Genomic DNA, 12,827 nt, shown 5'->3' with positions numbered 1-12,827 from the left:
TCAGCGCGCTCCCGCGGAGCCGGCCCGGCAGGCCCTAGGCTGACCGGATGTTCAGCCCCGAAGGCCCCACCCTGCGCGAACTCACCGTCCAGGCGCTGTCGTCGGTCGAGCGCGGCTACGATCTGCTCGCCCCGAAGTTCGACCACACCCCGTACCGCACGCCGGACCGGGTCCTGGACGCCGTGGCGTCGGCGCTGGAGCCGATGGGGCCCTTCGGCGCCGGGCTCGACCTGTGCTGCGGCACGGGCGCCGGCACCGATGTCCTCGCCCGGGTGTGCCGGGAACGGGTCACCGGCGTCGACTTCAGCGCGGGCATGCTGGCGGTGGCACGCGAGCGCCCCGTGCCCGAGGAGCCCGAGGCGGCCGAGGTCTCCTGGGTGCGCGCGGACGCCCGCGCCCTGCCGTTCGGGCCCGCCTTCGACCTCGTGGTGAGCTTCGGGGCGTTCGGGCACTTCCTGCCCCGCGAACTGCCGGGCCTGTTCGCCCAGGTGCGCTCCGTGCTGCGCCCGGGCGGCTGCTTCGCCTTCCCCGTCGGCGCCCCACCCCGCCCCGGCTCCCGGGCGTACTGGTCGCTGCTGGGCTTCGACGCGGCGATGCGCGTGCGCAACGCGCTGTGGAGGCCGCCGTTCGTCATGTACTACCGGACGTTCCGCCTCGGCGACGTGGGCCGCGAGCTGGCCCGCACCGGATTCCGGGTAGACCTGCACCCCCTGCCCGGCTTCGGGCTGCGGAGCGACGGCAGCCCGCGGGCCCGGCTGGTCGTGGCGCGGCGGCTGCCGTGAGCGCCGGGTGGTCGGTCAGCCCGCCGCCGGGAGCGTGAACTCGTAGACGAGCGCGTCGCGTTGGGAGTCCACCACCAGGTCAGTGATCTCCAGTGGGCGCGCGTACTGGTCGTGCACCCGCCGGGTGACCCGGACCGCCGGGGTGTCGGCGAGCCGGGTGATCGTGTCGCGGTGGTGCAGGGCCAGCCCCGCCCTGCGCATCCAGTCGTAGGCCCGGCGGAGCTGGGCGGAGGCGGAGCCGTCGGCGCGGTCGCGGTACCGGGCCAGCTCCTCCACCTCGGCCAGTGCCACCGCGGAGAACGAGGTCACCGCCGTCCGCCGGCCGCTGCCGTCGGGGGTCGCCGACACATAGCGGTGCACCAGGGTCGGCCGGCCCGGCGCCAGCCCCAGCGCCGCGGCGTGCTCCGGCGGCGGTGCCTCCCAGACGACGCTGGCCCGGTCGCCGGTGCACGGCTCGGCCGCCCGGGCGCCGACCGGGAAGGCGAGGGACGCCGCGCTCTCGGCGGGCGGCCCCGGCAGGGTGACGTGACTGCCGCGCCGGTCGGTGGCGACCAGGCCGTCCCGGCGCAGCACCTCCAGGGCCTGACGCACCGTCTCCCGGCTGACCCCGAACCGCTCGGCCAGCCGTCGCTCGCCCGGCAGCCGCTCGCCCGGCGGGACACTCTCTCGCCGCAGCTCGTCGAGCAGCCGGCCGGCGACCCTCCAGTACAGGGGTTCGGGCGCATGGGTGAGGGGGTCGTCGTGCTCGGTGGTGCGGGCCATGCCGCGCCCTCCTGTGGGTGACGTACGGTAGCCGCGCGGGCTCGGTGCGCCACCAGAAGTACCATTGGTCTAAACCACCAGGGAAGTGCGGCCCGCCGGTTCGGCCGAAACCGGCCGCCCGCGCGGGCCGCGTTCCGCTCCCTCGCGGGACGCTCACAGAGCGCTGTACAAAGCCTCCACCAGCGCCATTTTCCGCGGGTCGTCGGCGATGTGCGGCCCCATGCGGTTCATGGCGTAGCCCAGCGAGACGCCGGCCTCGGGGTCCGCCAGGCCCGACGATCCGCCGAAGCCGTCGTGTCCGAAAGCCCGCGGATTGGGCCCGTAGGAGCCGTTCGGGCCGCTGAGCCACAGGCCGAGCCCGAGCTCCGTCTCGTGGGCGAAACCGGCGCCCAGGACCAGGTCGCGGCAGGCGCCCTGCCCCTCGCGCACCCGCTCGGCGGCCTCCGGGGACAGTACGCGGTGCCCGCCGTACGAACCCCGGCCGGCGAAGACGCCGTACAGCGCGGCGACCGCCCGCGCCGTACCGTGCCCGTTGGCCGCCGGGATCTCGGCGGCCCGCCACGCCGCCGTGCCGGCCTCCGCCACGCCCACCGCCGGATTGGCCAGCGCGGCGAGCGCCGGGGGCGTCAACTGGGCGAGGACCGCGGCCTGTGCGCTGCCGTCCGCGGCACGGGGATGCACCAGCTCGGCCGCCCGGCCCGCCTCCCGCTCGGGCAGTCCGATGCTGAAGTCGATCCCGAGCGGCCCGGTCACCTCGCGTTCCAGGAACGCTCCGGGCAGCAGCCCCGACACGCGCCGCACGACCTCGCCGACCAGGTACCCGTAGGTGATCGCGTGATAGCCCGACCGGGTGCCCGGCTCCCACCAGGGCTCCATGGCCGCCAGCCGGGCGGTCGTCGCCTCCCAGTCGTACAGCGCGGCCAGTGGGTGGGGTTCCCGCAGACCGGACAGGCCGGCGCGGTGCGACAGCAGATGCCGTACGAGCACCTTCTCCTTGCCGGCCGCCGCGAACTCGGGCCAGTAGACGGCCACCGGCGCGTCGAGGTCGAGCAGCCCGCGGTCGGCGAGGATGTGCGCGCACAGGGCGGTCGGCCCCTTGGACGTCGACCACAGGTTCACCAGCGTGTCCCGCTCCCACCGGCGGGTGCGGGCCGCGTCGGCCCAGCCGCCCCACAGGTCCACCACCGTCGCGCCGTCCACGGTGACGGACACCGCGGCGCCCAGCTCCTCCCGCTCCCGGAAGTTCTCCTCGAACGCCGTGCGCACCGCCGCGAAGCGGGCGTCGCAGTGGCCGTCCACCGGTGCCTCGTGCTCTGCCATGGGCCCTCCGTCGTACGCCGGGTGCCGGGCCGCGCTGTCACGGCCCGGGTCCGATGAACGTACCGACTGGTCGGACCGCGCGGAAGTGCCCCGATCGGGTGGTCCGGCGCCGGGTCAGGCGTAGGAGCGCAGCCAGCGCAGCTGCGCGGCCTCCTGGAAGGGGCCGCCGCCCTCGTGGTCGTTGAAGTCGTACACCTCGATCGCCTTGTCCTCGTGCGCCCACGCGTTGAACGCCGCGAAGACGGTGGACGGCGGGCAGGTCTGGTCCTCCAGCGCCGCCGAGAACAGGGCGGGAGCCCGGCCGCGGGCCGCGAAGTGCACGCCGTCGAAGTAGGACAGCGTGCGCAGGGCGTCCCGCGAGCGGCCGCGGTGCGTCTTCAGGTACAGGCCGACCTCCCGGTACGGGTGGCGGTCGGTGAGCGTGACGCCGCGCGGGAAGTCGCAGAGGAACGGCACGTCCGGCGCGACGGCCACGAGGTCCGGCACCAGGCCGCCGACCGCGATCGTGATGCCGCCGCCCTGGCTGGCGCCGAGGGCGACCGTGCGCGCCGCGTCGGTCAGCGGGTGCGAGCGGGCCGCCTCGACCGCGCGCACCGCGTCGGTGAAGACCCGCCGGTAGTAGTAGTTCTCCGGGGCGTCGATGCCCCGGGTCATGAAGCCCGGGTACGCGGGCGTCCCGCCGACCGGGTCGGCGGTCCCGCCACCGCCGCCCCAGGCGCTGCCCTGGCCGCGGGTGTCCATCACGAAGTGCGCCCGGCCCGTGGACGCCCACAGCAGGTGCTCGTGCGGCAGCCCGCGCCCGCCGCCGTACCCGACGAACTCCACGACCAGCGGCAGCGGCTCCTCGGCCGCGGCGGGCAGGATCAGCCAGCCCTTCACCGGGTGGCCGCCGAACCCGGCGAACGTCACGTCGTACACCCGCACCGTGGACAGGCCCGTGTCCACCGGCTCGAAACGGGCGTCGAGGTCGTGCTCGCGCGCCTCCTGGAGGGTCTTGCTCCAGAACGCGTCGAAGTCCTCGGGCTCGGCGGACTCGCTGCGGTGCGCACGGAGTTCGTCGAGCGGAAGGTCGAACAGGGCCATCAAGAACCGCCTTTGCGGGGAAACGGGGCCGGACCGTACAGATGATCACACCGTACGTGAGCGGCGGGAGGGCACGGGCACGGGCGAGGGCGCGGGCGGAGCCGTCCGCGTCAGGCCCGGCGGTGCGTCCACTGCGGTTCCGTGCGTGCCCAGTCGCGCTCCCACTCGCCCATCCGCCGCCGCAGCGCCGTGCGGTGGACGACGCAGTGCCCGAGCAGGACCGTGAGGGCGGCGCCCAGGGTGGTGAACGCGCCGACGGTGACGGTGTGCTCCCAGACCGCGGCGTCACCGGCCGGCGGCGGCACGCTCCGGCCGCGGGTGTCGAGCCACACGCCGATCACGTCGCCCGGCCGGGCACCGGCCGGGACCCGGCTCGTGGTGGTCCGTGTGTCACCGCCCGGCGTGGTCCAGCGCACGGTCGCCTGGTACGTCTGCCCGCCGGTCTGCACCGACGACAGGCTCGCGGGGGTCCGGTCGACCACCGTGGCCTGCACGCGGTGGCGCTCGGCGCGCTGCTGCGCCGCGACCTTCTGCGCCTGGCCCTGGGCGGTCACGGCTGCGACGGCCCCCAGCAGCGGGGCGCCCACGATCAGCAGGACGGCGACGACCAGCGCGGTCCACGCCTCCACGACGTCCGACCGGCGCCTGAGCGGATTGCGCCGCCAGCGCCAGCCGCGCACCCGGGTTCGCATGTCGACCTCCTCGCGACCACCGCGACCGGAGGACCGGACGGGCGGCCGTACGAGGCGGGGCCGCCCTGTCTCCGCATCGCGTCACGCGTGCGCGTGCCCGCACAGGTCCGGTACCCGTCCGGCGGGCCTTGCTCACCGCCCACCACGTCGCTCACGCCGAGTCGCCGGACGGCCGTGCCGCCGCCCAAGTGCCCCTCCCGAGTTCGCGGAAACACGGCCCGGCCCGCCCCCGGGCGCCGCCCCGGCGGGGTTCAGCCGAAGCGCTCGATGCGGATCCGGTCGACCGGCTGGCCGGCCGCCACCAGCAGCCGTGAGGCGTGCTCCGCGAAGGCGTTCGAGCCGCAGACGTACGCCTCCCAGCCCCCGGCGGGCGGGTCGGCGAGCAGGGGCGCCAGGTGCGTGGCCGCCAGCCGGCCCACCGGCGTGCCCTCGGGGGCGCTCCGGGTGAACACGGGCGTCGTCTCCGCGCCGAACTCCCGCGCGTAGATCAGCTCCTCCGGACTGCGCGCCGACACCAGCAGCCGCACCGGCACCGACAGCCCCCGCGCCCGGTGGTGGCGCACCATCGACATGAGGGGCACCACGCCGGAACCGGCGCCGAGCAGCAGCGCGGGCCGGTCGCCGGGCCAGGCGAAGAAGCCGCTGAGCGGCCCCCGCACCTCGATCCGGTCCCCGGTCCTGGCCACCGTGTGGAACCAGCCGGACACCTCGCCGCCGGCCACGTGGTCGAGGGTCAGCTCGATGTGCCCCGAGTCGTCGGGCGCGGACGCCAGGGAGTAGTGCCGCTGGGCCACGTACCCGTCGGGCGCGGTCAGCCGCAGCATCAGATGCTGGCCGGGCACGTGCCCCGCCCAGCCGGGCACCGCCAGCCGGAAGGTGGCCGCGCGGGGCGTCTCGCGGCGGATCTCCGTGAGCGTGGCCGTCCGCCACGCCCCGGCCACCCCGCCGTCCACCTCGATGCGCCCGGGCACCGCGAACCGCGTCGGGGGAGTGAAGGCACGTGCGCCGTGTGCCGAAGCCGTCTCAGTCACCGGAGTACCGCTGCTCCTCCCAGGGATTGCCGCGCGCGTGGTAGCCGTTCTGCTCCCAGAAGCCCGGCTGGTCGTGGTCGAGGAGCTCCAGGCCCGCGATCCACTTGACGCTCTTCCAGAAGTACAGGTGCGGCACCACCAGCCGCGCCGGACCGCCGTGCTCGGGGGCCAGCGGCCGCCCGTCGTACTCCCACGCGATCCACGCGCGCCCGCCGGTCAGGTCCGCCAGCGGCAGGTTCGCGGTGTACCCGGTGTGCGAGTAGGCGACGGCGTGCGTGGCGGACGCCAGCGGTCCGGCCGCGTCCAGGAAGGCGTCGAGGGACACGCCCGAGAACCGCACCCCGAACTTCGACCAGCCGGTCACGCAGTGGATGTCGCCCGCGTACGCCGAGGCGGGCAGCCGGCCGGCCTCGGCCCGGTCCCAGGTGCGGGGGCGGGCCACCAGTCCGCCGACGCGGAAGGACCAGTCGTCGGGGGCCAGGTCGGGGGTGACCTCGGCGGACAGCACGGGCCAGTCGTCGCGCGCGTCGTACTGGCCGGGCGGAAGTCCCGGCCGGCCGGAGCGCGCGCGCCCGGTGAAGCCTCGGGTGGTGTTCATGCGGAGGGGCCTTTCGGCCGACGGGGGAGGGGGCTGCCCGCGGTCGGCGTGATCAGTGCGTACGCGGTCCACGGTACGTGCCTCCGGGCGCGGCCTCAGTCCCGGTCCCCGTCGGACTCGGCGTCCTGCCACGCGTTGTACCGCTCCAGATACGCGGCGAAGCGGGTCAGGTCCTCCTCGGGCCAGTCCGCCAGCCGCTCCCGGAAGGCGGTCCGGCGGCTCTCGGTGACCTGCGCCAGGATGTGCCGGCCGGCGTCGGTGAGATGCAGCACCTGGACGCGGTGGTCGTCGGGGTCGACGCGCCGCTCGACCAGCTCGGCCCGCTCCAGCGCGCCCACCTGCCGGCTCACGGTGGACTTGTCCAGGGCGTAGTGGGCGGCCAGGTCGGTCGCCCGGCACCCGTCCCGCTCCTCCAGATGCCCGAGCAGCGTGTACGACACCAGCGACAGCTCGGGGTGCATGCGTCCCGCCGAGGCGCGGGCCCGGCGGGCGAAGGCCGTCATCTCCCGCTGGATGGTCTCCACGGCCGTGTCCGCCGCCTCCCGGACGCCGGGGGTGACAGTCGTCTCACGGGGGCTGTCGGCTGCCGTCACGGATCCTCCCTCGGGGTGTTGGTTGTATAGTACAACTTGAAGAGAGAGTTGTATAAGCCAACCACTGGAGGTTGCGGGCCGATGAGGTCGCACGCCCTGCGCCATGTGCTCACGCACCTGATCACCCCGCTGCTGATGTGCATCGGCATGGGGCTCGCCTACATGGGGGCCTTCGTCAGCCCCGAGCCGAACCACCTGCCCGTCGCCGTCGTCGGCGCGGGCCCCGAGGCCAAGGTGCTCGCCCAGACGGTCAAGGACGCCGGCGGCGACGCGCTCGACGTCCGGACCGTCCCCACCCGCGCCGAGGCCGTCGACCTGCTCCGGCACCGCGAGATCACCGGCGCCTACGTGTCCGGCGACAAGGCACCCGAGGTCGTCGTGGCCACCGCCGCGTCCGACATGGGCGCCATGGCCGCCGAGAAGGTCTTCACCCCGCTCGCCGAGCACCAGGGCGTCCCGCTGAAGGTCACCGACGTCGCCACCCCGGTCGACGACGACCCCACCGGACAGGGACTGTTCTTCCTGCTGATCGCGGTCAGCATCGGCTCCTACGCCTCCGTGGCCGCCCTCGGCGCCGCCGGCTCCGCCCTGCCGATGCGGATCCGCGCCCTGCTGACCGCCGGCGTCTCGGTCGTCGTCAGCGGCATCGGCGCCCTGCTCGCCGGGCCCGTGTTCCACCTCGCCCACCACGACCTGGCCGGCCTGTGGGGCCTGGCCTGGCTCTACGCCGCGGGCATCCTCTTCATCGGCGTCGGCCTGCACACCTTCCTCAAGCGGTGGACCACGCTCACCATGATGGTGCTGTTCGTGATGCTGAACTTCACCACCTCCGGCGGCCTGTTCCGGCCCGAGCTCCAGAACGGCTTCTTCGGCACCCTGCACGCCTTCTGGAACGGCGCCGGCTTCGTCGAGGGCGCCCGCAGCCTGCTCTACTTCGGCGACGACGGACTGGGCCGCAGCATCTGGACCCTGGCCGCCTGGCTGCTGCTCGGCCTCGCGGTCACGGGCGTCGCCGCCCTGCGCGAGCGGGCCACCGCGCCCGCGCCGGCCCACCCGAGGCACGCGCGGCCGGACGGGGAGAAGACGGAGACGGCCGCCGACGAGGAGGCGGAAGAAGAGGCCGAGGAAGAGGCCGAGGAGTCCGTCGGCGTCTGATCGCTGGGGTAGTGTGACCGGCGGCCGCGGACTGTCCCGGCCGCCGGACACCTGGGAGGTGAGACCCATTACCGCTGTGTCGGCCCGGGTGCTCTCTCCTCTCGGCAGTGCGGTCACCGCAACCCGGTGACCCGGAGAGCGCCCTTCGGTTCTCGAAAGGCTCCCAGCCTCCATGTCTTCCCTGCCCTCCGCGTCCCCCTCCGCCTTCCCCTCCCGTGACTCCGTCGTGGCCGCCCTCCGCGCCGCCGGCTGCGTCTTCGCCGAGGACGAGGCGGAACTGATCCTCGCCGCCGCCCGCACCCCCGGCGAACTCACCGCGCTGGTCGACCGCCGCGTCACCGGCCTGCCCCTCGAACTCGTCCTCGGCTGGGCCGAGTTCCACGGACTGCGCATCGCCGTGGCCCCCGGCGTCTTCGTGCCCCGCCGCCGTACCGAGTTCCTCGTCGACCAGGCCCTCGCCCACGCGCCCCACGCGCGCGTCGTCGTGGACCTGTGCTGCGGCTCCGGTGCCGTCGGCGCGGCCCTCGCCGCAGCCCTCGACCGGCCCGAGGTGCATGCCGCCGACGTCGACCCGGCCGCCGTGCGCTGCGCCCGCGGCAACCTCACCGCCGCCGGCGGCCAGGTGCACACCGGCGACCTCTTCGACGCGCTGCCCGGCGCGCTGCGCGGGCGGATCGGCATACTCGCCGCCAACGTGCCCTACGTCCCCAGCGGCGAGGTCGCCCTGCTGCCCGCCGAGGCCCGCGACCACGAGCCGCTGACCGCCCTCGACGGCGGACCCGACGGCCTAGACGTGCTGCGCCGGGTCGCCGCCGAGGCGCCCGCCTGGCTCGCGCCCGGCGGCTGCGTGCTGGTCGAGACGAGCGAACGCCAGGCCCCGGCCGCCGTCGACGCCTTCACCCGCGCCGGCCTGACCACCCGCCTCGCCGTCAGCGACGAGCTGTACGCCCAGGTGGTCGTCGCCGTCCGGCGGTAGCCGGGCCTACTCCGGTGGCGTGGCCCGGGCGATCAGCAGGGCCACGTCGTCGGAGTTCTGCGGCTCGTGCAGCGTGCGCAGCAACAGGTCGCAGACCTCCTCCAGGGGACGGTCCGGGCCCTCCAGCACGGCGAGGAGCGCGGCCAGCCGCTCGTCGATCGGCTGCTGGCGCGTCTCCACGAGGCCGTCGGTGTAGAACACCAGCCGGTCGCCCGGTTCCAGGTCGACGGTGGTGGTGGAGAAGGCGACGCCGCCCACCCCGAGCGGCACCCCGGTGGGCAGGTCCAGCAGCTCCGGAGGGCGGCCGGCGCGCAGCCGCACCGGCGGCAGGTGTCCGGCGTTGGCGATCCGGCACTGCCGGGCGTGCGGGTCGTGGACGGCGTAGACACAGGTCGCGATGGCCTGGTCCAGGCCGGCCGTGGTCCGGTCGAGGTGTTCGAGCAGCAGCGCCGGATCCAGGTCCAGGGCGGCCAGCGTGTTCGTCGCGGTCCGCAGCCGCCCCATCGACGCCGCCGCCGTGATGCCGCTGCCCATCACGTCGCCCACGACCAGCGCCGTCTTGCAGCCGTCCAGCGGGATGACGTCGAACCAGTCGCCGCCCACCTCGCTGGTGGCCTCCGCGGGCTGGTAGCGGGAGGCGACCTCCAGGCCGCCCGTGACCCGCGGGTGGCTCGGCAGCATGCTGCGCTGCAAAGTGAGCGCGGCGTCGCGGGCGTTCTGGTACCAGCGGGCGTTGTCGATCTGGAGCGCCGCGCGGGCGGCCAGCTCCCGGGCCAGCAGCAGGTCGTCCTCGTCGAACGGCAGCGGGTTGCCGATCCGCTTCAGGTCCAGCGCGCCGAGCACCTCGCCGCGCGCGATCAGCGGGACGGCCAGGTACGAGTGCACGCCGGCCCGGCGCAGCATCCCGGCGGCCTCGGGCGAGCGGGCGATGCGGGTCAGGTCCTCGTCCGTCACCTGCGCCACCATCACAGGCCGGGCGGTGCGCACGCACTCGGTGACCAGGCGCTCCGGCCCGTACCGGGCGACCTGCCCCGGCGGATCGGCCGCCCGCAGCGCCTCGGGGGCGTCGTCCGCCTGGACGGCCAGGGCCCGGATCACGGCGGGCTCGGCGGGGCCCAGCGTGCTGCGCCGGCCCTTGACCACGGCCTCCAGCAGGTCCACGGCCGCTATGTCGGCGAGGCCCGGCACCGCCACGCCGGCCAGTTCGTGGGCCGTGCGGTCCAGCTCCAGCGTGGTGCCGATCCGGGCCGAGGCGTCGGCCACGGCGGCGAGCCGGCGCCGCGCGGCCTCCGCCTCGACGCCCGCCCGGTACTGCTCGGTCACGTCCACGATCGAGACGGCCACGCCCAGCACCGCGCCGAGCGCGTCCTCCAGCCGGTACAGCGAGACCGACCAGGCGTGGTCCTCGTCCGGGTCGGCCGGCGTCCGTCCGGTCGCCGACAGGTCGACGACGGGCCGCGCCGTCTCCAGCACCTGGCGTGCCGCGCCCTCCAGCGCGTCGGTGTCCATGCCCGGCAGCACCTCCCGGAGCGTGCGGCCGATGTGGGCCTCGGCGGGGACGCCGTCGAGCCGCTCAAGCGCCGGGTTGACCGACACGTACCGCAGCTCCGTGTCCAGGACGGCGAGCCCGACCGGGGACTGCGTGATCACCCGGGCGGAGAGCGCCACGTCGTGCTCCAGCCGGCGCACGGTCGACCGGTCGACGGCGAGTCCGAGCGCGTAGACGTCGCCCCGGTCGTCGAGCAGGCGCATGTTGCGGAACTCGACCAGCCGGGTGCCGCCGTCCTTGCGGCGGATGGGGAAGGCGCCGGCCCAGCTGCGGCCGGTCTTCATCACGTCGGCGAACAGCTTCACGACCATGTCGAGATGCTTCTCGTGGACCATGATCCGCGCGGCGTACTCGCCCAGCGCCTCCTGGGCGGAGTAGCCGAACAGCTCCTCGGCCTGCGGGCTCCACAGCACGATCCGGCCCTCGGTGTCCAGCACGACCGAGGCCACGTTCAGCACGTCGAGCAGGCCGCTGGGGCGCACCGGTCCGCGCGGTGACTCGGCACCCTCGAACCCGGCAGACCCGGCTGCACTCATCCCACGCCCCGCCTTCGCCGTTCCACGCGGCACGTCCTCTTGATGCCGACTCCTTTGTTCTACCGCGTTCCACCTCGTACTGGGCCGTTTCTCCGAGGCCTCGGCCGTCCCTTCCAGCATCTCCCCGCACGGCCGCGACCGTCGCGCGGAACGGGCCCACGCGTCGCGTTTTTGGTCTGTACATGACCGTGCGGGGCGGGTCAGACTGTGCGCCGAGTGCGTGCCGCCCGACCACCCCCCACCGAGGAGCCGACCCATGCCCCTGCGTGCCCGGCAACGTTGTCACGCGGTCCTGACCGGACTCGCCGCCCTCGCCCTCTTCCTCGCCGCCCCGCCCGCCGGCGCCGCCGCGCCCGCCGACACCTGGACCGAGGTCGGCTCGGACCGGGCCGACCCGCTCACCGAGAGCCAGGGGCTGGCGTCCGTCGAGGTCCCGGCCGGCAGTCCCAACCGCTACACCGGCATCGGCACCATCCCCCTCGGGCTCAGCGGCCGCGGCTGGAACCACGTCGGCGACCCCGACGCCTCCTACGACGGGCACTACGTCGAGCCGTACCAGCGCGACGCCGGGAACACGAAGATGTTCCGCGTGCAGGCGCCGGACGGCCGCTGGTCGGAGTACGTGCACACGCTGGGCGCGGGCGAGGCGCTGAACAACTCCTGGGCCGCGATCTCGCCGGACGGCCAGTGGATGCTGTCCGGCGAGTGGGGCACCATGGACCGGCTGCTGGTCTTCCCGACGCCCGGCGTCAACCCGGCCACCTCGCCCTCGGCGAACCTCCCGCAGGCGGCCACCGTCCGCCTGGACCACCCCGTGCGCGACGTCCAGGGCTGCGACTTCCTCGACGCCACCACCCTCCTGTGCTCCTCCGACGACCCGGAGGGCACCCTCTTCGGACTCACCAAGCCGCTGCTGCGGATCGGCCTCTCCGCCCCGCCGAACGGCACCGCCGACGTCACCGGTCACGTCACCGCCCTGCGGCAGCTGCCGCTGCGCAGCGCCTGCTCCGGCGGCTTCGAGGCGGAGGGCGTCGACTACGACCGCCGTACCGGCACGCTGCGCGTCATCGTCGTCTCCCCGGGCTTCTGTGTGCTCACCGACAGCAAGACGTACCGCCTGACCCGCGGCTAGGCCGCGTCCGCGCACGACCCGGGCCGGTGGTCGCCGTCCCGTGCCGGTAGTGCTCCGCCCGAGGTGGTGCTTTTCTGGGGGTATGGGTGCGGTCTCCGTGGGACGTCCACGCCGTGGAGCGGCCCGCGGCACCGCACCGCGGCCAGGAGAGGAGCGATCACGATGGACGGCGAACGACTGCATCCGGAGTCCGTCTCGGTGGAGCTGAGCGGATGCGACAAGGAGGACGCCCGCACCGTGTTCGACGCCCTGTGCGCGTGCTTCTCGTCCGACCGGCACGCGGGCGACGTGACCCGCGAGTACGACGAGGTGCGCCCGACCGTGTGGCTCGGCACCTTCGACGTGGCCGACGCCCACCAGGGCGAGTGCGGCCCCGCCCGGCTCCAGGCGTCCGTGGAGGCCGACGTGCAGGGCGGCTACTGGGCGATCGAACGGTTCCGCACCACCCTGGACTCCCTGTTCACGGTGCACGACCTGAGCACGGCCTCCGGCGACCAGGAACGCGAACTGCACGTACGGCTGGAGAGCCGCTGACGGAAGGCGCGTCGTCCGGGCCGCGCCCGCGTGGCGGGGCCCGGCACGCGCGCCGGCCCCGTCGTCGGCCGCCGGGGCCCCGCC

Annotated in this window: 13 protein-coding genes; 5 read left to right on the top strand and 8 right to left on the bottom strand. The window is 74.9% G+C overall.

Going from position 1 to position 12,827, the window contains the following annotated elements; translation table 11 throughout:
• Positions 1-47 precede the first annotated feature (47 nt).
• Positions 48-782, top strand: a complete 735-nt coding sequence (locus GTW67_RS13430; RefSeq protein WP_161165042.1) for a class I SAM-dependent DNA methyltransferase — start codon at positions 48-50, stop codon at positions 780-782.
• Between the two features lie 15 nt (positions 783-797).
• Here the strand turns inward: GTW67_RS13430 and GTW67_RS13425 are convergent, their stop codons facing one another.
• From GTW67_RS13425 to GTW67_RS13395, 7 genes are all read right to left on the bottom strand, one after another.
• The gene (locus tag GTW67_RS13425; protein WP_161165041.1) at positions 798-1,544 is read right to left on the bottom strand and encodes a GntR family transcriptional regulator; all 747 of its coding nucleotides are present in this window, start codon (positions 1,542-1,544) and stop codon (positions 798-800) included.
• A 153-nt stretch (positions 1,545-1,697) separates the two neighbouring features.
• The gene (locus GTW67_RS13420; RefSeq protein ID WP_161165040.1) at positions 1,698-2,864 is read right to left on the bottom strand and encodes a serine hydrolase domain-containing protein; all 1,167 of its coding nucleotides are present in this window, start codon (positions 2,862-2,864) and stop codon (positions 1,698-1,700) included.
• A 114-nt stretch (positions 2,865-2,978) separates the two neighbouring features.
• Positions 2,979-3,947 (bottom strand): acetylxylan esterase, encoded by a 969-nt coding sequence (locus tag GTW67_RS13415; RefSeq protein ID WP_161165039.1) that lies wholly within the window; start codon positions 3,945-3,947, stop codon positions 2,979-2,981.
• A gap of 110 nt (positions 3,948-4,057) precedes the next feature.
• Complete coding sequence (locus GTW67_RS13410; RefSeq protein WP_161165038.1) at positions 4,058-4,639, bottom strand: Rv1733c family protein; 582 nt, start codon at positions 4,637-4,639, stop codon at positions 4,058-4,060.
• A 251-nt stretch (positions 4,640-4,890) separates the two neighbouring features.
• Entirely contained in the window at positions 4,891-5,610 is a 720-nt protein-coding gene (locus tag GTW67_RS13405) for an FAD-binding oxidoreductase (RefSeq protein WP_161165043.1), read from the bottom strand.
• Positions 5,611-5,662: 52 nt separating this feature from the next.
• Positions 5,663-6,268 (bottom strand): sulfite oxidase-like oxidoreductase, encoded by a 606-nt coding sequence (locus GTW67_RS13400; RefSeq protein ID WP_161165037.1) that lies wholly within the window; start codon positions 6,266-6,268, stop codon positions 5,663-5,665.
• 95 nt (positions 6,269-6,363) lie between these two features.
• Entirely contained in the window at positions 6,364-6,771 is a 408-nt protein-coding gene (locus GTW67_RS13395; RefSeq protein ID WP_202437187.1) for a MarR family winged helix-turn-helix transcriptional regulator, read from the bottom strand.
• Positions 6,772-6,942: 171 nt separating this feature from the next.
• Here GTW67_RS13395 and GTW67_RS13390 point away from each other — a divergent pair, with 171 nt between their 5' ends.
• Together GTW67_RS13390 and GTW67_RS13385 are read left to right on the top strand one after the other, a co-directional pair.
• On the top strand, positions 6,943-8,016 hold the full coding sequence (locus tag GTW67_RS13390) for a YhgE/Pip domain-containing protein (protein WP_161165035.1): 1,074 nt from the start codon (positions 6,943-6,945) through the stop codon (positions 8,014-8,016).
• A gap of 172 nt (positions 8,017-8,188) precedes the next feature.
• Positions 8,189-8,992, top strand: a complete 804-nt coding sequence (locus GTW67_RS13385) for a putative protein N(5)-glutamine methyltransferase (protein ID WP_161165034.1) — start codon at positions 8,189-8,191, stop codon at positions 8,990-8,992.
• Between the two features lie 6 nt (positions 8,993-8,998).
• On the opposite strand, the gene GTW67_RS13380 is transcribed toward GTW67_RS13385, so the two are convergent.
• The gene (locus tag GTW67_RS13380; RefSeq protein ID WP_161165033.1) at positions 8,999-11,077 is read right to left on the bottom strand and encodes a SpoIIE family protein phosphatase; all 2,079 of its coding nucleotides are present in this window, start codon (positions 11,075-11,077) and stop codon (positions 8,999-9,001) included.
• Positions 11,078-11,333: 256 nt separating this feature from the next.
• Here GTW67_RS13380 and GTW67_RS13375 point away from each other — a divergent pair, with 256 nt between their 5' ends.
• Both GTW67_RS13375 and GTW67_RS13370 read left to right on the top strand, forming a co-directional pair.
• Positions 11,334-12,209 carry a hypothetical protein gene (locus tag GTW67_RS13375; RefSeq protein WP_161165032.1) on the top strand — a complete coding sequence of 292 codons (876 nt, stop codon included), beginning with the start codon at positions 11,334-11,336 and terminating at the stop codon, positions 12,207-12,209.
• A gap of 162 nt (positions 12,210-12,371) precedes the next feature.
• Positions 12,372-12,743 carry a hypothetical protein gene (locus tag GTW67_RS13370; protein WP_161165031.1) on the top strand — a complete coding sequence of 124 codons (372 nt, stop codon included), beginning with the start codon at positions 12,372-12,374 and terminating at the stop codon, positions 12,741-12,743.
• Positions 12,744-12,827 lie beyond the last annotated feature (84 nt).

The sequence above is a fragment of the Streptomyces sp. SID5910 genome, from assembly GCF_009862125.1.
Taxonomy (GTDB): domain Bacteria; phylum Actinomycetota; class Actinomycetes; order Streptomycetales; family Streptomycetaceae; genus Streptomyces.
This window is presented reverse-complemented; position numbering and strand designations above follow the sequence as displayed.